This is a genomic window from Nonomuraea ceibae (assembly GCF_019396325.1).
GTDB lineage: Bacteria > Actinomycetota > Actinomycetes > Streptosporangiales > Streptosporangiaceae > Nonomuraea > Nonomuraea ceibae.
Genome location: NZ_JAHKRO010000012.1, coordinates 107,143 through 129,969, shown reverse-complemented (window position 1 = coordinate 129,969; position 22,827 = coordinate 107,143). Strand labels below are relative to the sequence as shown.

Sequence of the window (22,827 nt, the reverse complement as noted above, 5' to 3'; positions counted from 1 at the left end):
GTGCCGCTCGACGCGGTGGTGCTGGTCGCGATCGCGGGCCTGTTCGCCGTCGTGACCGGGATGAACGACGGCGGGGCGCTGCTGGCCACCGGCCTCAAGCTGCCCACGGTCCGGCCCGTCACGGGCATCCTCACGCTCGTCGTGCTCGTCGCGCTCGTCCCGCTCGTCACGCACCAGGTGGCGCTGACGTTCGTGACGCGGCTGGCCACCTTCGACGGCCCCGGCGGCCGGATCGCCACCATCATCGCCGTGCTCAGCGCGCTGACCGTGGTGCTCGTGCTCAGCGCCAAGGGCAGGCCGACCAGCCTCACACTGGCCGTCGTCGGCGGCCTCACCGGGGCCGGGCTCGGCTGGGGGCTGCCGGTCTCGGGCGGTTCCGTCGCGCTCGTGCTCGCCTTCGGCCTGGCCGCCCCCGTCGTCGGCGGGCTGCTGGCCTGGGCGACGACCGTGCTGCTGCTCAAGCTCACGACCGCGCGCGGCCTGTGGAACTGGCACCGGGCCGGCTTCCTGCTCCAGACCGTCGCGTACGCGGCCAACGACGGGCAGAAGATGCTCGCCGTCTTCATGATCGCGCTCGGCTTCTCCGGCGCGCCGCTGCCGTACACGTCGCTGGTGGCCGTCCTGTTCGGCCTCGGAGCCCTGTACGGCCTGCCCAAGGCGGGCCGCACGCTCAGCCGGGAGATCATCGCCTTCCGCCCGCTGCACGGGGTGTCGGCGGAGCTGTCGGCCGGGGCCGCGGTGCTGGGCTGCTCGGCCCTCGGCATGCCGGTCAGCATGACTCAGGCCATCGCCGGCGGGCTGATCGGCGCCGGAGTCAACCACGGCGGCGGCCGGGTCCGCTGGTATGCCGCCGTCAAGATCGTGACCGCGTGGCTGCTGACGCTGCCGGCCAGCGCGGCGCTCGCGGCACTGGCGGCGTACGCGGGGAAGGGAGTTGCGGGGTGAGGCGGCTGCGCCGGATCCGGGACCTGCTGGCCGGGCGGATGGACAGCGCGCTGTCCGAAGCGCTGCTCGGCCAGCTGGCGGCGACCAAGGAGGGCGCCTGGCTGGCCATGGCGATGATCGGCGGCGAGGTGGGCAGGACGGGCGCGCACGAGCAGATGCGCTCGATCGAGCACCTGGGCGACGAGGAGCGCCGCCGCCTGGTCGAGGAGCTCAAGTCGGCCCTGGTCACGCCCATCGACCGGGAGGACCTGTTCCGGCTGTCGCGCTCGATCGACGACGTGCTCGACTCGCTGCGCGACTTCGTCCGCGAGTCGCACCTGTACCAGGTGAAGGACCAGATCCGCTTCACGCCCCTGCTCGACCAGGTCATCGTCGGCATCGACGCGCTGGAGAACGCGGTGCGCGACCTGGTCTCCAGCCCGTCGGCCGTGGTGCAGGACGCGCTGGAGGCCAAGAAGACGGGCAGCGCGATCCGGCGCATGTACCAGTACGAGATCTCGCGCATCTTCTCCGGCGAGCTGACGGCCGAGGCGATGAAGGAGCGCGAGCTCGTCCGCCGCCTGGAGATCGTCGGCATCGCGATCAGCGAGGCCGCCGATGCCATAGCGGACGGAGCCATGAAACGCTGACCGGATGGAGCTCACCAGCGACCGCCCCGCCGCCCGGGTCGTCTGCCTCGACCGCGACGGCCGGGTGCTGCTCATGCACTGGTACGACAAGGTCAGCGGCCAGGACGTGTGGGAGCCGCCGGGCGGCGGGCTCGACCCGGGCGAGACGCCGCTGGAGGCGGCCAGGCGGGAGCTGACCGAGGAGACCGGGCTGCCGGGCTCGGCCGTGCTGGACCGGCACGTCGCGGTCGAGCGCGACTTCACCTGGCTGGGCGTGCGCTACGTCAAGACCGAAGAGTTCTTCCTGGCGCGTTTCGACGCCGCCCGGCCGCCGGTCGAGCCGCGCGATCTCACCCCGGAGGAGCGCGAGGCCTATCTCGGCCACCTGTGGGCCCGGGAGCTGCCCGAGCGGGTCGACCCGCCCACGCTGGCCGCGGTGGTCGCCGAGCTGGGTCAGGGCGTGTCGCGGTAGCCCAGCTCGGCCAGCGTCTCGGCCATCAGGGCGCGCAGCAGCGGCCCCGCTATCCGCTCGTGCTCGCCCTCGACCGGCTGCCCGTCGGCCGCCCTGGCGTGGTAGGTCTCGCGCTCGTGCGCGTCGGTGTAGGGCTGGGCGGTGAGCGCGACCACGACCGTGGCCCGGGTGCCGCCGCTGGGCAGCACGGCGACCGCGTGGGTGCGCAGGCACGTCTCGTCCGGCTCGCCGAACCAGCCGCACTTGACCCCGGCCTCCGGCGCCTCCAGCACCTCACGCGCGCCGAACGCCTGCGAGCCCTCCACCCGGCGCATCCACTCCAGCACGTCGCCCGCGACCGGGTCGCCGGCCAGCGCCGCCTGGGCGAGCGCGGCGTAGGCGGTGGCGACCTCCTCGGCGGCCACCTCGACGGAGCCGAACCGTGACGGGTCGCCGTTGTGCATCGACCAGGCGACGCCGGTGCGCTGGTAGATGTCGTCGAGGATGACCAGCGGCCCGACGGCGAGCCACAGGCTGCGGGTGTCGGCGTTGGACGAGATCACCACGGCAGGCTCGGCGTGGCGGCGCCAGCGCTCGGCGTCGGGGATGCGCCCGGCCGTCACCCAGGCGTACAGCGGCTTGAGCAGCGAGGCGCAGCGCAGCCGGTGCGGCCCCGACCTGACGGCGACGGTGCGCGCGGGCGGGCCGCCGTGGCCCCGGCTGATGCCGGCCGCCTGGGCGCCGGCTCCTCGTTGCAGATCACGTAGCAGCGCGTTGAAGCCCACCCGCCCACCGTAACCGGATTCCGGCGGCATTCAGAGTGGCGCGCGGAGCCAGATCGCCATCAGGGCGAGCGGCACCAGCGCCAGCACCCCGAGCGCGGTCAGCCGCCGCCACCGGGCGGCCAGGCCGGGCGTGGTGGCGAACCCGGCGGCGCCGCCCGCGACCGCGAACGCCGCCGCCGCGGTGGCGGCCTGCGGCCAGGAGGCGGTCCACGACGGCAGCGCCTCTCCGGCGAGCCGGAGCACCGCGAGCATCCAGGCGGCCCGCACCGCCACCCGGCGGCCGTGCGCGACCCCCACGCGGCCCAGCACCCAGGCGGCTCCCGCCAGGAACGCCGCGGTGATGAGGACGAGCGCGGCGACGCTGGGAGCCAGGCACGGCCAGTCGCCGCAGGACATCCCCCTCCGGGCGAGCCGGATCGTGGCCCACCAGAGAAGCCCGAGTGCCGCGTACACCCCTGCGGATCGCCCGGTTCGTCCTGCCATGCGGCCATGATGTCACCGGGAGGCGCGCTCGTCGTCCGCCTCGGCCTCGGCCGTGCGGCCCAGCGCCCGCAGCGCGACGGCGCGGTTGGCGTACAGGTCGGGCTGCGGCTCCAGCGTGATCGCCTGGGTCAGGTCCGCGACCGCGCCCGCGAGGTCGCCCGCCTCGTAGCGGAGCACGCCCCGGTTGCCCCATGCGGCGGCCAGCCCGGGGGCCAGGCCGATGGCCGCGTCGAGCGCCCGCCTGGCCTCCGGCAGCCGCCCGGCGGCCGTCTCGAGCTGGCCGAGCACCGTGAGCAGGTGCGGGCTGTCCGGCTTCAGCGCCAGCCCGGCCGTGACGTCGGCCCTGGCCTCGTCGTCGCGTTCGAGCGCGGCCAGCAGCCCGGCGCGGTTGACGTAGGCGTCCACGAAGGACGGGTCGAGCTCGACGACCCGGCCCAGGTCGGCCAGCGCCCCCTCCACATCACCTGCGGCGATGCGCAGCTCCGCCCGGTTGTAGTGCGCCTCCGGCAGCGGCGGCCCCACCCGCAGCGCCGTCTCGTAGTCGGCCAGCGCCTCGGCGTCGCGGCCCAGCCTGGCCAGCAGGTTCCCGCGGTCCAGGTAGTGGTCGGGGAACATCGGGTCGATCGCGATCGCGGCGGCGTAGTCCTCCAGCGCCTCCTTGGCCCGGCCCGTCGCCGCCAGCAGCTGCGCCCGGTTGGCCAGCAGCACCATGCGGTGCACCGGATGCCGTTCCCCCAGCTCGCGGGCCAGCTCGATGGCCGACTCGACCAGCGCCAGCGCCCGGTCGGGCCGCCCCTGCCTGAACTCGATCAGCGCCAGCCCGTTACGGTCGAAGCCGAGCTTGAACGCCCGCTGCGCCGGGTCGGGCAGCAGCGTCGAGATGGCGATCGCCTCGTTGATCCAGCCCCGGGCCCGGCCCAGGTCGCGCCGCTCGGGGTCGGGGTCGCGGGCGTCCAGCATGGCCAGGCCGTACGCGCTCGCGGCGTGCACGGCGGGGTCGCGGCTGGCGCGGCGGGCCTGCTCCCACAGCTCCCGCGCCTCCTCCCGCCGCCCGAGCCCGCCGAGCGCCGTCGCGGCCCGCTGCGCGAACCGCCACCACTGCTCGCCGCCCGGCTCGCACAGCGTCAGCCCGCGCCCGGCGAGCTCGGCCACCGCGTGCAGGAACCCTTCGTGTACGCACCGGTCCACGAGGGTCCAGAGCTCGGCGGCGTCACGGGTGTCGGGAGGCGGTTCGGGGCCGCCGGAGTAGAGGGTGATGGCCAGCGTGGCGGGCGGCACGCGGCGCATCAGCACGCCGATCAGCTCGACGTCGGTGGGGTCGGCCTGGTCGCCGTTGCAGACGGCCAGGTCGTGGCCGGGCGGCACGGCCGTACGGACGAACTCGGCGATCCCGTTGGCCAGCCGGAGCGTGCGGCGGGGGGCGGGCACCAGGATGCGCTCGTCCTCGGGCAGGTCCGCGTCGACGGTCACCCGCCGGGCGGGCACCAGGCGCCGCAGCTCGGGCGCGACGGCGCGGATCTCGATGTCGTGGCGGGCCACCAGGTCGGCGGACCGTTCCAAAACGGCCGGGACCAGGTGGGCCAGCAGCGCTGCTCCCACGGTGTAAGGACCGCGCGGCCGCCGATGCCCGTCGATCATCGGCATCAGCGGCCGCGCCTCTCGCGTGCGGGCGGACGGACCGCCCACGACCTCGAGGTGGGACCTTTCCTCGATCACCCCTTGTGAATGACGCTGGAGGTCCCACCCAACCGCGCGATACCGGGCTTGCGGACGGCGATGCGTTTCATGGTGCACCTCTCCACTGGGGGTAATTCTATTATTCGGACACTCCACCGATTATCAAGATTAACGATGAATAAGTGAGGGCATAATAGCCAGTTGTGCTCTTAGTTTTGTGGTGATTTGTGCCTATTGGGGACGAAACCAGCCGGGCAAAGGCTGAGAAGATCCCCTTTCTTCAGATTCCGCCATCAGCTCGCACAGGCATCGGCCCAGCAAGGTCACCGATTGGCAGCAGCCGGGAGGCGAAAGATTCTTGGAACGCACGATCAAAGTCGCGCGTTCGATCAGCCGCTCCAGGCTCGGCTCACGCACGCCCTTGAGCGAATGCTCGGTCCGCGGACATTGCCCGATGCTCGCGCACGAGCGCTTGACGAGCACGGGGGCGATCTCGCCCGACAGGTTCAGCGGGTCGCCGCGCCTGACCTTGAGCTCGCCCAGCACCCGCGAGGCCCGCCGCGACACCACGAGCAGGCGGCGGCGCTCGGCGTCGGTCTCGTCGACCGCGCCGGACGACGGCACCGCGAGCAGCATCGAGACCGCCATCAGCCCGCCGCCCACCACCATGCTCCAGCCGAGCGCCTCGTCGAACCAGATCACGGCGATCGCCGCCACCCAGAACGGCTGCGACGACATCAGCACCGCACTGGGCACCGCCGGCACGTGCGCCTGGCCGTACGAGCGAGCCAGGAAGCCCAGCGCGCAGGAGATGACCGACAGGTGCGCGAGCACCGCCCAGTCGGGCACGGACGCCGGCAGCGAGACCCCGTCGCGCACCGCCAGCACGCCCGTCAGCGCCCCGATGGAGCCGAGCTGGATGACGGTCAGCGCGTAGGCGTTGAAGCCCTCGCCCTTCCTCGACAGCCGCGCCAGCATCAGCGTGTGGCCCGAGTAGAGCGCCGCGGCCGAGAGCGTCACGCCGAGCGCCAGCATCTCGACAGGGTGGTCCTCCGAGTTGCGCAGCAGCGTGAACACGGTCATCCCGGCCAGCGCGAGCCCCACCCCGATCCAGACCCGCACCGGCACCCGGACCCGGAACAGCGCCAGCGCCATCAGCGGCGTGATCACCACGTTGCAGCCGACGGCGAACCCCGACACGGACGCCGACAGACTGTCCAGCGCGACGGCCTGCGCCGCCTGCCCGACCCCGAACATGACCCCCAGGACGATCCCGTTGACCCACGTCCCCCGTGACAGCCCGCGCAGGCAGCGGGGCCGGATGAGCAGCAGCGTGACGGCCGCCAGCGAGTAGCGCTCGGCGAGCAGGTCGTCCACCGGTAACCGCTCGATGAGATCCTTCATCAGCGGGAACGCCGACCCCCATGCGGCGCTGACGAACAACAGAAGCACGGCTCCCGTAAGGGGGCGGGGAGCGGGCACGACTGCCATGCCAGGAAGCATGCCACTACGATGTGAAGCCGCCGGAGTACAGGCAGCGTCTGGTGATGTTCCTCTACCACCTGGAGTGAAGACCCTCACTCGAAGGACCGGGCAACCTTATCCTCTGGCTCAGCCGAAACGCCGATTCCCCTCCATATCGCCGCGCCCCTCCGGCACCGTCCGGAGAGGCGGGGAACAAGGCAGGTGGCGCGTCCGGGAGGGGCCGGACCGGAGCTACAGCTCGACGGTCGCCGGGACGAGGCGCTTCTCACCGTAGACGACGGTGAGCGGGCCGATCTGGCGGCGGGAGGTCTCACGCCAGCCCTGACGGGCGTACAGGGCCAGTGCGGCCCCCTGGTTGAGCGTGGTGTCGCCGCGCAGGCAGCGGAAGCCGAGCTCGACGGCCCGGGCCTCCAGCGCCGACAGCATGGCGGCGCCGAAACCGCGCCGCTGGTGCGCCGGGTGGACACGGAGCCGGCACACCTCGGCCGTCTCCGTGTCGACCGGCTTGAGGCCGCCCATGGCGACCACGTGCGAGTCGGCCTCGCCGACGAGGAAGTCGCCCCCGCACGCCAGGTAGAGCTCCTGGATGCGGGGGAAGTCGTCGTCGTAGTAGACACCGTCACCCGGCGTCAGGCCCACCCCGGCGAGGCAGATCTTGTGCAGGGTCTGGATGGTGTCGAGGTCAGACCAGCGGTAGCGGCGTATCCGAAGACTCATGCACCGCCACTCCCTTCCTTGTGGAGCTGGCGGGGCTGCCGCAGCTCCTCCCTGAAGGCCGGCAGGTCCGGGTGGTTGGGGTTCTTGGCGACGATCGCCTGCTCCAGCGCCATCGCCGGCCGCATGATGAAGTCGGTGCGGTATTCGGGCCCGAGCAGCCGCAGCGCCTCCCGGCCGATCCTGATCGCGTCGTCGAGGTCGCCCTCGATGACGCGGCACTGCGCCCGGTCGAACCTGATCAGCGTCTGGTCGAGGATGTGGTCCTGATACTTGTCGAGGGCCTGGTCGAGGACGACCTCGGCCTCCAGGGTCTGGCCGAGCTTGGTGAGCACGTCGCCCTGATAGAAGTAGAGCTGCTTCTCGGTGTAGCCGAACGCCATGTCCTCCTGGTCGTCGGTCTTCATGTGGGCGAACGCGCTGCGGGCCCGGGCCAGCGCCCGCTTGGCCTGGTCGACGACCTCCTTCTTGCTGTCGGTGCCCGACAGCATGGCCAGCGCCCTGGCCTCGACGACCGGCGCCATCGCCTGGGCGACGCAGGGCGTCTGGCCGGCCAGGTCGCGGCTCTTCTTGGCCAGCGTGAGCGCTTCGCGGGCGTCGCCGTAATAGAGCGGGACGAGCGCTTCGCGGGCGGTCACCCAGGCGCGCAGGGCGCGGTCGCCGGTCTCGTCGGCGGCCGTGCGCCCGGTGCGGAAGAACGAGCGGGCGAGCCGCTGGTCACCGAGGTTTATCATGATCATGCCGCTCAGCCCGGCGAGCTGCGCGGCCATGCGGCACAGGCGCTCCTGGAGGTCGATCGGCTGCCGCCGCGACATCGCGTTGCGCACGGCGCTCAGCTCCAGCAGCACGTCGCACAGCAGCCGGAGCGGAGCCGTGGTCGTGTATTGCCGGCCGAACGCGAGCGTCGCCTCCTCCCACTGGTCGAGCATCGCCGGGGAGACGGTGGCCGACACGAGCGTGTAGTCCATCCGCCGCCGGATGCCTTCACAGGCGCCGAGCACCGGCCCGTCGAGCTTGGCCTCGCTCGGATCGCTGGACAGAAGCTGTAAAAGCGTGCGCCGGAGGATGTTCTCATCCTCCTCGCTGTCGGAGATCCGGTCCGGATGCGCCGAGGGCTTCGGCAGATCCGGCGGCACCGCCAGCGCGGCGCCGTGCCGCCCTTCCAGATCGAGGGCCACCGTGCCCGGCATCCGGTGGTTGTGACCGCAGATGCACGGCCCGTCGAAGCCGAGCGCGGCCGGCTCGACCCGGTAGACGGTGCACAGGTAGTGCAGGTATTCGGGGCCGGGGCGTTTCAGCCCGCTCTCGTAGGCCGACAGCAGCGTCTCGCCGATGCCCGGCGCCGCCTTGTCGTCACGCTGGAACAACGCCCGGATCTGCTCGATGACGTCGGCCAGCGCGATGCCGCACGCCAGCCGCTGAGCCTTGACCCGGGTCGTGCCGTACTGGGCGCTGCACGCCTCGTAGATCTCTTCAGCGATCTGGGCAGCGGTGCGCCCGACGGCAAGGCCCTTGGCCCTGATCCGCCGTGCCTGCTCCGTTTCCCTGTGCTGTCTGCCGGACATCCCGGCCCCTCTCACGCTGAGTCCTGACCGGCTCACAGCCTAGTCACTCTGAGTAGCGTCTAGGTTGCAGTCCGCCTAACCACGACTATGGACTATTGATGACAGGAAGAAAACGCTCTTCTGAAGCTTACGGTTAAGGATCGTCCTACCGCGGACTGTTTCTTACATCCCCCGGGTGAGAAGGCAACTCCCTGTGAGCAGAGGGCCGCGTTGCGCCGCCCGCCGCCATGAGTCATCTTTGGCGCACCGGTTCCGGAATCACAGGGAGGGACGAAAGGTGGGGGACGACAACTTCGGGCATTTGGAGCGTCTGGTGTCCGAACTCGACGCCCGCGGCTTGCTCGCGCGAGTGGTCAGAACACAGAGTGGACGCGTTTTCGTCCGCGTGATCAATCCGAACGCGACGAGCCTGACCGAGAACGTCACCTGTCGGCCGGCGCAGGCCGCCGACCTGCCGGACTGGTGGTACTGCTGGTCCTGGGGGGAGCGGATGCACACCGTCGACGATCCGGCCGGCGCGGCGACCAAGGTCGCCCGCGTGCTCGCCGCCGTGGGGGAGTGACAGGGCGGTGATCCCGGTGGAGCGCAGCCACCGCGGTTCACCGTCCCCACGGCGGCTCCACGGAGCCGGCGGGGCGGCCGGTGCGGAGGGTCCCCGGTTCCGGGGGCCTCTGGCCACCCCGTCGGCTCCGACCATCACAGAGAGTAACCAGACCACGTCTCCCGGGCAGTCCCGGGAGACGTCGGGGACCCCCTCCCCGGAAACGGAACGGGACGCGCTTCCGGGTGCGCGTCCCGTCCGAGCCGTCCGTCATCGGAGCGTCAGGCACCGCCCTCCGCGGCCCAGGTGCCCGGCGACCCCGTCTTCCCCGGCGTGATGTGACGGCGGCCGGTTCGGTCGGCGGTATCTTTTGGGGCGAATCGGCCCTATGCCGCCGACCGAACCGCTTCCTAGGAGGGCCCCTCCGTGCTCGTGCTGTCCCCGCCGCCAAAGACTCCGGAATCGACCGGACTGCCCGATTTGGACAAGGTAGGCAGCCAGATGGCGGACATCTGCAACGCGGACACGTTCCTCTGCAAGGCCCTGGTCGGCTGGTTCCAGAACGCGACCTGGGCCCCGTTCGTGGCCAGCGCGATCACGATCGCGCTGATCCTGATCATCGGCTTCGTGATCCGTAACATCGCGCACCGGCTGATCACCAGGGTCGTCAACCGCGCCGCCACCCGCAGCTCGCTGGCCAGCCGCTTCCGGCGCGGCCCCGCGCCCGAGGGCATCGACGCCCTGCTGCACGAGCGCCGCAGGCAGCGCGCCGAGACGATGGGCTCGGTGCTCAAGCACGTCGCCACCATCGTGATCCTCGGCACCACGGTGCTGACCGTGCTCGACCGGCTGACGATCCCCATCGCGCCGCTGCTCACCAGCGTCGGCATCCTCGGCGTGGCCATCGGCTTCGGCGCCCAGGAGCTGGTCAAGGACTTCATCGCCGGCATGTTCATGCTGCTGGAGGACCAGTACGGGGTCGGCGACGTGATCGACGCGGGCGCCGCGGTGGGCACGGTCGAGGCGGTCACCCTGCGCGTGACCCGGCTGCGCGACGCCGACGGCCGGGTCTGGTACGTGCGCAACGGCACCATCACCCGCGTCGGCAACGAGTCGCAGGGCTGGTCGCGCGCCTACATGGACGTCCCGGTCGGCTACGACAGCGACATCACCACCGTCCGGCTGATCCTGGAGCAGGTGGCCGAGGAGATCTGGGCCGACTCCGAGTTCCGCGAGTCGAAGATCGTGGAGCCGCCGGAGGTGTTCGGCGTGGAGCAGCTCTCCGACAGCATGCTGGTCTTCCGCCTGGCGGCCAAGACGCTGCCCGCGCAGCAGGCTCCGGTGGCGCGTGAGCTGAGGGTGCGGGTGAAGGCGGCGCTCGACTCCGCGGGCATCGCCATGGTCCCCAACGCATAGGCTGGAGACGTGACTGAGATCTCCTTCTATGAGGCCGTCGGGGGTGAGGAGACGTTCCGGCGTCTCGTCCACCGTTTCTACGAAGGGGTGGCCGACGACCCGCTGCTGCGCCCGCTCTACCCGGAGGAAGACCTCACGGGCGCCGAAGACCGGCTGCGCGGCTTCCTGATCCAGTACTGGGGCGGCCCCAACACCTACAGCCAGCAGCGCGGCCACCCCCGGCTGCGGATGCGGCACGTGCCGTTCGTGATCGGCGAGGCCGAGCGTGACGCGTGGCTCAAGCACATGCGCGACGCCGTCGACTCGCTGGAGCTGCCCGAGGACCAGGACAAGCGCCTGTGGGACTACCTCGTGTACGCGGCGCAGAGCTTGGTGAACTCCCCTGCATAACGGGCATGACACGCCACATGGACATCCCCTGGTGGCGCGACGCCGTCGTCTATGAGATCTACGTTCGCAGCTTCGCCGACGCCTCGGGAGACGGCGTCGGCGATCTGGCCGGCGCGCGCGAGCGCCTGACCCATCTGAAGGAGCTGGGCGTCGACGCCGTCTGGCTCACCCCCTTCTACACCTCCCCCATGGCCGACGGCGGCTACGACGTGGCCGACTACCGCGACGTCGATCCGCTGTTCGGCTCGCTGGCCGACTTCGACGCGCTGGTGGCCGACGCGCACGCGCTCGGGCTGCGGGTGCTGGTCGACATCGTGCCCAACCACAGCTCCGAGGCGCACCCGTGGTTCCAGGCGGCGCTGCGCGGCGAGGGCCGCGACCGCTACATCTTCCGCGACCGGCCCAACAACTGGCAGTCGACCTTCAGCGGCCCGGCGTGGACGCGGTTGCCGGACGGGAGCTGGTACCTGCACCTGTTCGCCCCGGGACAGCCCGACTTCAACTGGCGCAACCCCGAGGTGCGCGCGGAGTTCCTGGACATCCTGCGGTTCTGGCTGGACCGGGGCGTCGACGGGTTCCGCATCGACGTGGCGATGGGGCTGTTCAAGGCCGAGGGGCTGCCGGACGTCGAGGACCAGTCGTTCATGTCGGACTCGCCGGTGTGGGGGCAGCCGGAGGTGCACGGCGTCTACCGGGAGTGGCGCGAGCTGCTCGACAGCTACCCGGGCGAGCGGATGGCCGTGGGCGAGGTGTGGACCGACACCCTGGAGGATCTGGCGCTGTACGTGCGGCCGGACGAGCTGCAGCAGAGCTTCAACTTCGCCTGGCTCCAGGCGCCCTGGTCGGCGACGGCGTTCCGGAAGGTCATCGACGAGACGCTGGCGACGGTGCCGTTCGCCACCTGGGTGCTGTCCAACCATGACGTCGTGCGGCACGTCACCCGGTACGAGACCGCCGACCCCGGGACCGGACTTTCCCGGGCGAAAGCCGCATTGCTCGCCATGCTTGCGCTGCCCGGGTCGGCATATCTCTACCAGGGGGAGGAACTGGGCCTCCCCCAGGTACAGGACATTCCACCGGAGGCGCGGCAGGACCCGGTGTTCATCCAGTCGGAGGGCAAGCTGCCGGGCCGGGACGGCTGCCGGGTGCCGATGCCCTGGTCCCCCGGCGGCGACTCCTTCGGGTTCTCGCCCGAGGGCGTGACGCCGTGGCTGCCGCAGCCCGGCTCGTTCGCGGCGCTCAGCGTGGCGAGCCAGACCGGCGACCCGGGCTCGACGCTGGAGTTCTACCGGCGCGCCCTGGCCTGCCGCCGCGAGCTGGTCCGCACGATTCCGTACGAGCTGGAGTGGCTCGCCTCGGACGAGGACGCGCTGGTGTTCGCGCGCGGGCCGCTGGTGTGCGCGCTCAACTGCGGCACCCGTCCGGTACGGCTGCCGCCCCACGAGAACGTGCTGCTGGCCACCGGCCCGGTCGAGGGCGGCCTGCTGCCTCCGGATCACGCGGTGTGGCTGCAGCGCCAGGTCAGCTAGTTTCCCTCTTCTCGTCGCGTACCGGGATGACCGGGATGGAGAGCAGCGCGCACGCGAGGCCGGCCGCGAAGGCCGCCCAGTAGCCGGAGCTGGTGATCAGCAGTCCGGCCAGCGGCGCCACGGCCAGCAGGACCACGTTCTGGACGGTGTTGTGCAGGCCCAGCACGCGGCCGGCCGCCGCGGGCCCGGCGAGCTCGCCCGCCTTGAGGTAGGCGAGCCCGTTGCCCGCGACGGTGATCACCGCGCCCGCGGCCAGCGCGGCCGAGCCCAGCCAGGACCCGGTGAGCGTGGCCGGGACCAGCAGGGCCAGCACGGCGACCGTGGCGTAGGTGAGCAGCCGCAGCGGGGCCATGCGCAGCCCGCTCACGTCGGACCAGCGGCCGGCGGCGACCCTGGTGATCGCGCCGCCGATGGCCGCGAAGCCGAACAGCCACCCGGCGTCCACCCCGCCCCACCCGTACAGGTTGACCAGGCAGGCCACTCCGTAGGTGCCGACGATCACCTGGGGCACCGCGTGCAGCGCGCTGGTGGCGTGCACGCGCCAGAGCGCGGGCCGGCTGTACGGGGAGCCGGGGGGCGCGGCGACGACCCGGGTGCGGGCGTGCGGCGGCTCGGCCAGGAAGAGCGCGGCCAGGACGGCGGCCAGCAGGCACACGCCCGCGCAGACCATGAGGACGCCGGAGATCCCGTGGGCCCGCGCCACGGGCGGCAGCAGGAACGCGGCGACGGCCATGCCGAGCGTGTAGGACACCTGGCGCACGCCCATGGCGACGCCGCGTTCGGGCGGCTCGAACCAGCCCAGCACGATCCGCCCGCCGCCGACCAGGGCGGCGCAGCCCGCGGCGCCGGCCAGCGCGAGCAGCACGACCACGGCCCAGGTCCGCTCGGCGAGTGAGACGGCGGCGAACAGCAGCCCGGCCAGCCCGACGCCGACGCCCAGGACCAGCCGCTCGCCGTGCCGGTCGGCCAGCCAGCCCCAGGCCACCAGCGCGAACAGCACGCCGATGCCCGGCGCGTTGCCGATGATGCCGGCGACCGGCAGGGAGACGCCGAAGTGGCGTTGGATGTCCGGGATGACCAGGGGCAGCCCGGACAGGCCCAGGGTGACGCCGGCGTGCGCGTTGACCCCCAGGGCCAGCATCAGCCAGCGCCGCGGGGTCGGCTCGCTCAAGCGAAGCGCTTGAGGTAGGCCAGCTCGTCGGCGGTGAGCCGGCGCGGGGCCTCGCGCTCCACGTCGTAGGCGACGAGCACCGAGCTCGCGGTCACGTACAGGTCGTCGTCGTCGCGGATCTCGTAGCTGAGCGTGAAGCGGACCGGCCGGATCTCGGTGACCCAGGTCTCGACGCGGACGGGCTCGGCGCGGTAGCCGAGCGGGCGGCGGTAGTCGATCTCGTGGCGGGACACGACCAGGCCCTTGAACGGCACCTCGCCCGCCTTGAACGGGTCGACGTGCAACATCCCCCAGCGGGCGTCCTCCAGGTAGTCGAGGAAGCGGACATTGTTCACATGTCCTTGGGAGTCGATGTCCGCGAATCTCACCATGCGAAGGAAGACGTGCCGCTGTGCGAGGGAGTGTTGAACCACGGGACAAACGCTACCGGGTCGGTGCGTGAGGTCCGTCGTGGCCTGGGCCTACCATTTCTAGATTTGGTTACTAGAATTTTGTTCGCATCGTCTGCGAAGGAGCGAGGAGACACATGAGCGGGATCGTCGACGGCCGCGTGGTGATCGTCACGGGCGCGGCCAGGGGCATCGGGCGCGGCCACGCGCTGGAGTTCGCCAGGCAGGGGGCCAAGGTGGTGGTCAACGACCTGGGCGCCGAGGTGGACGGGACCGGCTCGTCCGGCGCCGCCGCCGAGGTCGTCGCCGAGATCGAGGCCCTGGGCGGGGAGGCGATCGTCAACGGCGAGGACGTCTCGGACTTCGACGGCGCCGAACGGCTGGTCCGGGCCGCGATCGAGCGCTTCGGCGACCTGCACGTGCTGGTCAACAACGCCGGCATCCTGCGCGACCGGATGCTGGTCAACATGTCGGCCGAGGAGTGGGACGCGGTCATCCGGGTCCACCTGCGCGGCACGTTCGCGCCGCTGCGGCACGCGGCCGCCTACTGGCGGGGCAAGGCCAAGGCGGGCGAGGCGGTCGACGCCCGGATCATCAACACCACCTCGTCCTCCGGCATCTACGGCAACCCCGGCCAGGGCAACTACGGCGCGGCCAAGGCGGGCATCGCCGGGCTGACCGTGATCGCCGCCAGGGAACTGGAGCGCTACGGCGTCACGGTGAACGCGATCGCGCCCGCCGCGCTGACCCGCATGACCGAGGGCCTCATCCCGAGCGGCGCGAACGCCGACGCCGACGACATCGCGCCGCTGGTCGTGTGGCTGTCGAGCGCGGAGGCGCGCGGCATCACCGGCCGGGTGTTCAACGTGCGCGCCGGGGTGATCAGCGTGGCCGAGGGCTGGCACGCCGGCCCGGCCGTGGACAAGGGCGGCCGCTGGGACCCGGCCGAGCTCGGCGCGGTCATCCCGGCGCTGGTCGACAAGGCGGCGCCGAACGCGCTGACCAACGGCCAGATCCCCGGACGGGAGGCCTGACATGCCGCTCGACCACTCCGTCGTCGGCGTCGAGGGCGAGCCCTGCGAGCGGAGGTGGACCGCCAAGGACACCATGCTGTACGCGCTCGGCGTCGGCGCGGGCACCGGCGAGCTGGCCTTCGCCACCGAGAAGGGCCAGCGGGTGCTGCCCACGTTCGCGGTGCTCGCGGCCCAGGCGCCAGGGCGGCGGCTCGGCGACTACGACCCGGCCATGCTCGTCCACGCCGAGCAGTCCTTCGAGCTGCACCGCGAGCTCCCGGCGGCGGGCGCGGTGCGGACGACGTCGAAGGTCACCGGCATCTACGACAAGGGGTCGGGCGCGCTGGTCACCACCGAGGCGCTGGCCGTCGACCCCGGCAGCGGCGAGCCGGTCGTCACCAGCCGCAGCGCCGTCTTCATCAGGGGCGAGGGCGGCTTCGGCGGCGAGCGCGGGCCCCGCGAGGAGTGGGCGGCGCCGGACCGGGCGCCCGACCACAAGGTGACCTACCCGACGCGGCCCGACCAGGCGCTGCTCTACCGGCTGTCGGGCGACTACAACCCGCTGCACTCCGACCCGGAGTTCGCCGCGCGGGCCGGGTTCGACCGGCCGATCCTGCACGGGCTGTGCACGTACGGGATCACCGGGCGGGCGCTGCTGCACGCGGTGGCGGGCTCGGACCCGGCGCGGTTCCGCGCCATGTCGGGGCGGTTCAGCAGCCCGGTCCTGCCCGGGGAGTCGCTGACGGTGTCGATCTGGGTGGACGGGCCCGCCGTGCTGTTCCGCACGGCGAAGGACGACGGGACCGTGGTGATCGACCGGGGCCGTGCAGTGATCAGCCCGTGATCAGCCCCGTGATCAGGCCCGGGGTCAGCTCAGGGGCTTGAGCGGGTCGAGGCGGCGGATGAGGGCCATCGCCGCCTCGGCCACCTCGCGCGCCTCCTCCTCGGTGTCGCTGGTGGCGACCTCGCGGGCGGCCTCGCCGATGATGCTGGTCAGCACCGCGACCGTGAACCTGTCGAGCGGGTCGCCGCCGGCGCCGAGCAGCACGGCGTTCTGCCGCACCCACTCGCGGCCCCGGGTGCGGCGGATCAGCTCGAAGCCGGGCGGGCCGTCGCCGTCGATGAAGAGCCTGACCAGGTCGCGGCGCTCCCAGGCGCCGTCGAGGTAGGCGCGGGCGCCGGCGATGAGCAGCTCGACCGGGTCGGATACGCCCGACTGCTTGGCCCGCGACACGCTGGTGGCCGACGCCTGCTCGTGGGCGGCCTGGTGGTCCTCGTAGAGGGCCAGGAACAGCTCGGTCTTGCCGCCGAAGTGGTGGTAGAGGCTGCCGACGCTGGATCCGGCGCGGGCCACCACCTCCGAGACGCTGGCCTCGGCGAAGCCGTGCTCGCCGAACACCTCGCGCGCCGCCTGCAGCATGCTCTTGCGCGTCTGGGCGGTGCGGCTCCACTCCCAGGAGGACTTGCGTGCCATGGAGGACATCGTACTCCGTCGAATTCTAGAATCATGTTCTTGACACGTCGCGGACCGGCGTTGGAACCTCTTCCTAGAGGACGGTTCTAGAAATGTGGAGGCGGCGTGGACTTCTCGCTCAGCACCGAGGAACGGCAGATCAGGGACACCGTGCGGGCGTTCGTCGAGAAGGAGGTCATGCCGCTGGAGCCGGAGGTGCTGCGCAACGAACGCGCCGGCCTGCCGGGAGTCCCCGCCGACGTGCTGCGCGAGCTGCGGCTCAAGGCCAAGCGGATGGGCTTCTGGGGCATCAACACGCCCGAGGAGTACGGCGGGGCCGCGCTCGGGCCGATCATGTCCGCCATCATCGCGATGGAGCTCGGCCGGACGTTCGTGCCGTTCAGCTTCGGAGGCAGCGCCGACAACATCCTCTACGCGGGCAACGAGGAGCAGAAACGGCGCTACCTCATCCCCACCATCGAGGGCGAGCGGCGCTCCTGCTTCGCCATCACCGAACCCGGCGCCGGCTCCGACGCCCGCAACATCCGCACCCGCGCCGTGCGCGACGGCTCCGAATGGCTGATCAGCGGCGAGAAGACGTTCATCACCGGCGGCAGCGAGGCCGACTTCGTCATGGTCTTCGCCGTGGCCGAGCCGTACGGGGTGACGTGCTTCCTGGTCGACCGCGACATGGGCTGGAAGTCCGAGCCGATCCCGACCATGGGCGAATGGGGTCCCGCCTCCCTGGTGTTCGAGGACGTACGGGTGCCGGAGGAGAACGTCCTGGGCGAGCTCGGCAAGGGGTTCGAGCTGGCCATGCAGTGGATCGGGCAGGGCCGGTACATGATCCCGGCGCGGGCCATCGGCTCGGCCGAGCGCATGCTGGGCATGGCCGTGGACTACGCCAAGATCCGCAAGTCGATGGGGCAGGCGATCTCCGAGTATCAGGCGATCCAGTGGATGATCGCCGACTCTCAGGTGGAGATCGAGGCGGCCAAGTGGCTCACGCTGTACGCCGCCTGGCGGGTGCAGGAGGGCATGGACGCCCGGCACGCCTCCTCGATCGCCAAGCTCAACGGGGCCGTGATGGCCAACCAGGTCGTCGACCGGGTGCTGCAGATCCACGGCGGCATGGGCTACACCAAGGAGCTGCCGATCGAGCGGTGGTACCGGGAGCTGCGGCTGCTGCGCATCTTCGAGGGCACCGACGAGATTCAGCGCCGCACCATCGCCCGCAACCTGCTCAAGGGCCACGCCCGGCTCGGCGCCATCGGCGAGTGACGGCGCCGAGCCCCGGCCTCAGGGCATCTGGTACGCGGCGGCGGGGCCGCAGTAGCTGATCCCGATCGGCGTGTTGCTGAAGCGGCACACGCGCACCACCACCTCGTCGATCCCGGCGACCCCGGCCGGGTCGGCCAGCTCGAAGGTGAACGACACCTCGCCGTCGTCGGCCTTCACCGACTCGGTGTCGACCACGGCGGCGCCGTCGTAGGCGGTGAACGTGGCCCGGGAGTACAGGCCGTCCGCGGTGCACCACGACAGCGGCCCGCTGTCGGACAGGGTGCCCTCGACGCGCACGGTCGGCTTGACCACCGGGCCCTCCAGCCAGTCCAGCACGCCTCCGGTGACCCCGTGCGGGCAGGAGTCACCGGAGTCGGCGTGGAACCTCACCTCCGCCTGCGCCGCCGCCGGGGTGGTCACGGGCAGGGCCATCAGGAGGGCGGCGACCAGCACCGCCCACGCGCGTGCACGCATGGCATCGACCTTCCGTGTGATGGGGGATCCGCGCCCCCATCGTGAACGAAAGATCGATGCCCGGCCAGCGGATCAGGGCAAGCGGTTGGCCAGCACCAGCGTCGCCGCCGAGGCGAACATGCCGCCGTTGCCCAGCACCACGCTCACCTCCACGCCCGGCACCTGCGCCGCCGCCTCGCCGCGCAACTGCCTGACCGCCTCCTGGATGGCGAACATCCCGTACATCCCGGTATGGGTGTACGACAGGCCGCCGCCGTTCGTGTTGAGCGGGAGCCTCCCGCCCGGCGAGGTGTGCCCCTCCGCGATGAACGCGCCCGCCTCGCCCCGCTTGACGAACCCGAGATCCTCCAGTCCGTAGATCGGCACGTGCGCGAAGGCGTCGTACACCATCAGATGGTCCACGTCGTCGTGCGAGATGCCCGCCTCGGCGAACGCCGCCTCGCCCGACAGCCGGAACCCCTTCGACGTGGTGAAGTCCTCCATCTGGGAGATCATCGGCGCGTCCATCGCCTCACCGGCGCCCAGCAGGTGCACCGGGTCACGCCGCGACCGCTCCCGCGAAGTGACCACCAGCGCCCCACCCCCGTCGGTCACCAGGCAGCACTCCAGCAGGTGGAACGGGTAGGCGACCAGCCGCGAGGCCAGCACGTCGTCCACGGTGATCAGGTCCCGGTACATCGCCCGCGGGTTCAGGTGCGCCCAGCGCCGCTGCGCCACCGCCACCTCGGCGAGCTGCTCGTGGGTGAGCCCGGTCTCCTTCATGTAGCGCAACGCCGTCAGCGTGAACGTCGACGGCGGCCCCACCACCCCGTACGGCAGCTCGAACTGGCCCATCAGCGAGTCCGCGCCCAGCCCGAACCTGCCCGCCCCGACCCGCGACCTGCCGGACTCGCCGTGCGTGATCAGCACCGTGGTGCACAGGCCCGCCCGGATGGCCGCCGCCGCGTGCCGTACGTGGAACAGGAACGACGAGCCGCCCACGCCCGTGCCGTCCAGCCACGACGGCGTGATCCCGAGCGCGTGCGCCACCTGGATCGGGCCGGGCGTGCCGACGGTGGCGATGCCGTCGATGTCGTCCTTGGTCATGCCCGCGTCGGCCAGCGCGTTGCGGGCCGCCTCCAGGTGCAGGGACAGCGTGGAGTGCTGCGGCAGCCGCCCGACCTCGTCGGTCTCGGCGGCGCCGGCGATGACGATGCCCTCGGTGCTCACGCGGCGCCTCCGGCGGGCTCGAACAGCGGCACGTGCACGTCGCCGCGCCGCTCGAAGACGACTTTCAGGGCCAGGTCGAGCGGCAGGTTCTCGGGGGTGATCTCGGTGTTGACGATGTTGGTCATCATCCGCACCCCCTCCTCCAGCTCCACCACCGCGATCGCGTACGGGCCGCCCTCCTCGAAGCCGGGGGCCGGGCGGTGGTTGATCACGTAGGAGTAGAGGCTGGCCCGGCCGCTGGCCCGCACCCACTCGACGGCGCCCGAGCCGCAGTGGGGGCAGCTCGGGCGGGGGTAGAAGTAGCGCCGTTCGCAGGTCCGGCAGCGCTGGATCCTGAGCTCCCCGGCCGCCGTGCCGTCCCAGAACGGCTGGGTGTCCGGAGTCGGCTTCGGTACCGCCTTCATGGGGTCCCCAATCTCGTCGGATTTAGAACTCCATTCTAGATTTTAGTTCTACTCAGACTCAAGAGCCTGGCACCCCGCCCGCCCGACGCACGCGGTGGGGCGGGGGCGGGCGGCGGGCGCGGTGGGCGGCGGGTGGCCGGATGGGGCGGCGTTGGGCGGCACAAGCGGTGGGTCGGGCGGATGGTGGACGGGCATGGGGCGGGGCGGGGTGGACGTGGACGGGTGTGGGGCGGGGCACTCAAGGGCTGGGGATGCCGTTGCCGTTCCTGCCGTTGCCGGCCAGCACCTCCTCCAGCGACGGCCGGGGCTCGCCCGGCTCGCGCGGTCCCGGCTGGGCGAGCTGGATGAGCACCCCGTGCGCCTCCTTCGGATGCAGGAACACCTCCCGCCAGCGGGGGTCGGACACGTTCAGGCCGTGCAGCCGGTAGCCCCGCTCGGTCAGCCGGGCCACCGCCGCGTCGAGGTCGCTGACGTGGAAGTTCAGGTGGTGCACGCCGCCCCGGCCTCGGGTGAGCTCGAAGAAGCTGTCGAAGAACGTGGACCCGGCCAGCGGCTCCATCAGCTCGACCTTGCTGCCGTTGGCGTAGGTCAGCTGGAAGGTGCGGTAACCGGCCACCCGGTTGTCGCCCCCGCCGCCCAGATGCCGGCCGCCCAGCAGGTCGCGGTAGATGGGCAGCAGGTCCCTGATGCGGGGGGCGGCCACTGCCGTGTGGTCGAACGCGATCTCGATACCGTCGAGCTCCAGCTCCATGCGGACTCCCTTCGGGCCAATCCTAGAACTGCATTCTAGTCATGCCCCGGTGATCCGGCACGAACCGGTCTGCCGTCCTGCCGACCGGCCCACCCCTGGCCGAACGCGAAAACGCCGCACGGCAGGCCCTTTACGAACCTGCCGTGCGGCGCAATGCCAGCCGTCAGCCGATCAGTCGCGGTGCAGCTTCCGATACGTCACCCGATGCGGACGGGCCGCGTCGGCGCCGAGGCGCTCGATCTTGTTCTTCTCGTAGTCGGCAAAGTTGCCCTCGAACCAGAACCAGTTGGACCCCTCCTCCCACGCCAGGATGTGGGTCGCGATCCGGTCGAGGAACCACCGGTCGTGAGAGGTGATGACCGCGCAGCCCGGGAACTCCAGCAGCGCGTTCTCCAGCGACGACAGCGTCTCCGTGTCGAGGTCGTTGGTGGGCTCGTCCAGCAGCAGCACGTTGCCGCCCTGCTTGAGGGTCAGCGCCAGGTTGAGCCGGTTGCGCTCGCCGCCCGACAGGACGCCGGCCTTCTTCTGCTGGTCAGGCCCCTTGAAGCCGAACGCGGCGATGTAGGCGCGCGACGGCATCTCGACGTTGCCGACCTTGATGTGGTCGAGCCCGTCGGAGACGACCTCCCACACGTTCTTGGCCGGGTCGATGCCGCCCCGGCTCTGGTCCGCGTACGAGATCTTGACGGTGTCGCCGACGACGATCGACCCGCTGTCAGGCGTCTCGCTGCCCGTGATCATGCGGAACAGCGTCGTCTTGCCGACGCCGTTGGGGCCGATGATGCCGACGATGCCATTACGCGGCAGGTCGAACGTCAGGCCCTCCATGAGCAGCCGGTCGCCGAAGCCCTTGGTGAGATCGTCCGACTTGATCACCGTGGTGCCCAGACGCGGGCCCGGCGGGATCTGGATCTCCTCGAAGTCCAGCTTGCGGTGCTTGTCCGCCTCGGCCGCCATCTCCTCGTAGCGCTGGAGACGGGCCTTGCTCTTCGTCTGGCGGGCCTTCGGGTTCGAACGAACCCACTCCAGCTCGTCCTCCAGGCGCTTCTTGCGCTTGACGTCCTTCTGACCCTCGACCTTGAGCCGCTGGGCCTTGGCCTCCAGGTAGGTGGAGTAGTTGCCCTCGTAGGCGTAGGCGCGGCCCCGGTCGAGCTCCAGAATCCAGGTGGCGACGTTGTCGAGGAAGTAGCGGTCGTGGGTGACGGCCAGCACGGTGCCCGCGTACTTCTCCAGGTGCGATTCCAGCCACTGGACGCTCTCCGCGTCGAGGTGGTTGGTGGGCTCGTCGAGCAGCAGCAGGTCGGGCGCCTCCAGCAGCAGCTTGCACAGCGCGACCCGGCGGCGCTCACCACCCGACAGCTTCGTCACCTCGGCGTCCGGCGGCGGACAGCGCAGCGCGTCCATCGCCTGCTCAAGCTGGCTGTCGAGATCCCAGGCGTTACGGTGCTCAAGCTGCTCCTGCAGCTTGCCCATCTCCTCCAGCAACTCGTCGCTGTAGTCGGTGGCCATCTGCTCCGCGATGTCGTTGTAGCGCTGGAGCATCGCCACCGTCTCCGCGACGCCTTCCTGCACGTTGCCGAGGACGGTCTTCTCCTCGTTCAGCGGCGGCTCCTGCTGGAGCATCCCCACCGTGAACCCAGGCATCAGCTTGGCCTCACCGTTGGACGGCTGCTCCAGGCCGGCCATCATCCGGAGCAGCGTCGACTTCCCGGTGCCGTTCGGCCCCAGGACACCGATCTTGGCTCCAGGCAGGAACGACAGCGTGACGTCGTCAAGGACAACCTTGTCGCCATGCGCCTTGCGCACGCGCTGCAGCGTGTAGATGTACTCCGGCATGCCACCTAGCTTAGGGGCTCCCGCCCCACACTTCCGCCGCCCAGCACCCCCATCCCCCACCCACACCCCAGCAGCACCCCGGTCACCCCCACTCCGTCGGCACACCCCACGGTCGCCCCCCTCTCCGGGCGGCACACCCCGTTCGCACCCTCCCCGGTCGGCGCGCCCCAATCGCACCCCTCCCCGCCAGCACACCCCGGTCGGGCCCCCGGTCGGCGCACCCCCGACCGCGCCCCTCCCCATCGGCGCACGCCGGT

Annotated in this window: 24 protein-coding genes; 10 read left to right on the top strand and 14 right to left on the bottom strand. The window is 71.5% G+C overall.

Features of this window, described 5'->3' with window-relative positions; all coding sequences use genetic code 11:
* From KME80_RS11415 to KME80_RS11405, 3 genes are read left to right on the top strand one after another with little or no spacing between them, the layout of a single operon-like run.
* Positions 1-945, top strand: a complete 945-nt coding sequence (locus tag KME80_RS11415) for an inorganic phosphate transporter (protein ID WP_308125715.1) — start codon at positions 1-3, stop codon at positions 943-945.
* On the top strand, positions 942-1,574 hold the full coding sequence (locus tag KME80_RS11410; RefSeq protein WP_219504010.1) for a DUF47 domain-containing protein: 633 nt from the start codon (positions 942-944) through the stop codon (positions 1,572-1,574). Before KME80_RS11415 ends, KME80_RS11410 begins: the two co-directional genes overlap by 4 nt.
* Positions 1,575-1,578: 4 nt before the next feature.
* Entirely contained in the window at positions 1,579-2,025 is a 447-nt protein-coding gene (locus tag KME80_RS11405; protein WP_219504008.1) for an NUDIX hydrolase, read from the top strand.
* Here the strand turns inward: KME80_RS11405 and KME80_RS11400 are convergent.
* The 6 genes from KME80_RS11400 to KME80_RS11375 form a co-directional block, all read right to left on the bottom strand.
* Complete coding sequence (locus KME80_RS11400; RefSeq protein WP_219504003.1) at positions 2,007-2,789, bottom strand: hypothetical protein; 783 nt, start codon at positions 2,787-2,789, stop codon at positions 2,007-2,009. The genes KME80_RS11405 and KME80_RS11400 overlap by 19 nt on opposite strands.
* Before the next feature lie 30 nt (positions 2,790-2,819).
* Entirely contained in the window at positions 2,820-3,272 is a 453-nt protein-coding gene (locus tag KME80_RS11395; protein ID WP_219504000.1) for a hypothetical protein, read from the bottom strand.
* Positions 3,273-3,284: 12 nt separating this feature from the next.
* Positions 3,285-4,988 (bottom strand): tetratricopeptide repeat protein, encoded by a 1,704-nt coding sequence (locus KME80_RS11390; protein ID WP_308125714.1) that lies wholly within the window; start codon positions 4,986-4,988, stop codon positions 3,285-3,287.
* A gap of 192 nt (positions 4,989-5,180) precedes the next feature.
* Positions 5,181-6,401 carry a DMT family transporter gene (locus KME80_RS11385; protein ID WP_219503997.1) on the bottom strand — a complete coding sequence of 407 codons (1,221 nt, stop codon included), beginning with the start codon at positions 6,399-6,401 and terminating at the stop codon, positions 5,181-5,183.
* A 264-nt stretch (positions 6,402-6,665) separates the two neighbouring features.
* Entirely contained in the window at positions 6,666-7,151 is a 486-nt protein-coding gene (locus tag KME80_RS11380) for a GNAT family N-acetyltransferase (RefSeq protein WP_219503994.1), read from the bottom strand.
* A complete protein-coding gene (locus KME80_RS11375) occupies positions 7,148-8,713 on the bottom strand; it encodes an NsdA family TPR-like regulatory protein (protein ID WP_219503991.1) in 1,566 nt (521 codons plus the stop codon). Before KME80_RS11375 ends, KME80_RS11380 begins: the two co-directional genes overlap by 4 nt.
* 313 nt (positions 8,714-9,026) lie before the next feature.
* On the opposite strand from KME80_RS11375, the gene KME80_RS11370 reads away from it, so the two are divergent.
* The 4 genes from KME80_RS11370 to KME80_RS11355 all read left to right on the top strand — a co-directional run bounded on the left by KME80_RS11370 (position 9,027) and on the right by KME80_RS11355 (position 12,589).
* A complete protein-coding gene (locus tag KME80_RS11370) occupies positions 9,027-9,275 on the top strand; it encodes a hypothetical protein (RefSeq protein ID WP_308125713.1) in 249 nt (82 codons plus the stop codon).
* Between the two features lie 480 nt (positions 9,276-9,755).
* Complete coding sequence (locus KME80_RS11365) at positions 9,756-10,670, top strand: mechanosensitive ion channel family protein (RefSeq protein WP_219503983.1); 915 nt, start codon at positions 9,756-9,758, stop codon at positions 10,668-10,670.
* 9 nt (positions 10,671-10,679) lie between these two features.
* On the top strand, positions 10,680-11,060 hold the full coding sequence (locus tag KME80_RS11360) for a globin (protein ID WP_308125712.1): 381 nt from the start codon (positions 10,680-10,682) through the stop codon (positions 11,058-11,060).
* Between the two features lie 5 nt (positions 11,061-11,065).
* Entirely contained in the window at positions 11,066-12,589 is a 1,524-nt protein-coding gene (locus KME80_RS11355) for a glycoside hydrolase family 13 protein (RefSeq protein ID WP_246644514.1), read from the top strand.
* On the opposite strand, the gene KME80_RS11350 is transcribed toward KME80_RS11355, so the two are convergent.
* Together KME80_RS11350 and KME80_RS11345 are read right to left on the bottom strand one after the other, a co-directional pair.
* A complete protein-coding gene (locus tag KME80_RS11350; RefSeq protein WP_219503981.1) occupies positions 12,582-13,760 on the bottom strand; it encodes an MFS transporter in 1,179 nt (392 codons plus the stop codon). The genes KME80_RS11355 and KME80_RS11350 overlap by 8 nt on opposite strands.
* Positions 13,757-14,131, bottom strand: a complete 375-nt coding sequence (locus KME80_RS11345; protein ID WP_219503980.1) for an acyl-CoA thioesterase — start codon at positions 14,129-14,131, stop codon at positions 13,757-13,759. Before KME80_RS11345 ends, KME80_RS11350 begins: the two co-directional genes overlap by 4 nt.
* A gap of 155 nt (positions 14,132-14,286) precedes the next feature.
* Here KME80_RS11345 and KME80_RS11340 point away from each other — a divergent pair, with 155 nt between their 5' ends.
* Entirely contained in the window at positions 14,287-15,183 is an 897-nt protein-coding gene (locus KME80_RS11340; protein WP_219503968.1) for an SDR family oxidoreductase, read from the top strand.
* Position 15,184: 1 nt separating this feature from the next.
* Positions 15,185-16,006, top strand: coding sequence for a MaoC family dehydratase (locus KME80_RS11335; protein ID WP_219503965.1), 822 nt, complete (start codon positions 15,185-15,187; stop codon positions 16,004-16,006).
* Between the two features lie 24 nt (positions 16,007-16,030).
* On the opposite strand, the gene KME80_RS11330 is transcribed toward KME80_RS11335, so the two are convergent.
* The gene (locus KME80_RS11330; RefSeq protein WP_219503963.1) at positions 16,031-16,636 is read right to left on the bottom strand and encodes a TetR/AcrR family transcriptional regulator; all 606 of its coding nucleotides are present in this window, start codon (positions 16,634-16,636) and stop codon (positions 16,031-16,033) included.
* A 105-nt stretch (positions 16,637-16,741) separates the two neighbouring features.
* Between KME80_RS11330 and KME80_RS11325 the strand changes: the two genes are divergently transcribed.
* Positions 16,742-17,896 carry an acyl-CoA dehydrogenase family protein gene (locus KME80_RS11325; protein WP_219503961.1) on the top strand — a complete coding sequence of 385 codons (1,155 nt, stop codon included), beginning with the start codon at positions 16,742-16,744 and terminating at the stop codon, positions 17,894-17,896.
* An 18-nt stretch (positions 17,897-17,914) separates the two neighbouring features.
* Here the strand turns inward: KME80_RS11325 and KME80_RS11320 are convergent, their stop codons facing one another.
* The 5 genes from KME80_RS11320 to ettA form a co-directional block, all read right to left on the bottom strand.
* On the bottom strand, positions 17,915-18,370 hold the full coding sequence (locus tag KME80_RS11320; RefSeq protein ID WP_219503959.1) for a hypothetical protein: 456 nt from the start codon (positions 18,368-18,370) through the stop codon (positions 17,915-17,917).
* Between the two features lie 72 nt (positions 18,371-18,442).
* On the bottom strand, positions 18,443-19,579 hold the full coding sequence (locus KME80_RS11315; RefSeq protein WP_308125711.1) for a thiolase C-terminal domain-containing protein: 1,137 nt from the start codon (positions 19,577-19,579) through the stop codon (positions 18,443-18,445).
* Positions 19,576-19,983 carry a Zn-ribbon domain-containing OB-fold protein gene (locus tag KME80_RS11310; protein ID WP_219503957.1) on the bottom strand — a complete coding sequence of 136 codons (408 nt, stop codon included), beginning with the start codon at positions 19,981-19,983 and terminating at the stop codon, positions 19,576-19,578. The genes KME80_RS11315 and KME80_RS11310 overlap by 4 nt, the downstream gene beginning before the upstream one ends.
* 238 nt (positions 19,984-20,221) lie before the next feature.
* Positions 20,222-20,734, bottom strand: coding sequence for a VOC family protein (locus KME80_RS11305; RefSeq protein WP_219503955.1), 513 nt, complete (start codon positions 20,732-20,734; stop codon positions 20,222-20,224).
* Between the two features lie 171 nt (positions 20,735-20,905).
* Complete coding sequence (gene ettA, locus KME80_RS11300; RefSeq protein WP_219503938.1) at positions 20,906-22,570, bottom strand: energy-dependent translational throttle protein EttA; 1,665 nt, start codon at positions 22,568-22,570, stop codon at positions 20,906-20,908.
* Positions 22,571-22,827: the final 257 nt, after the last annotated feature.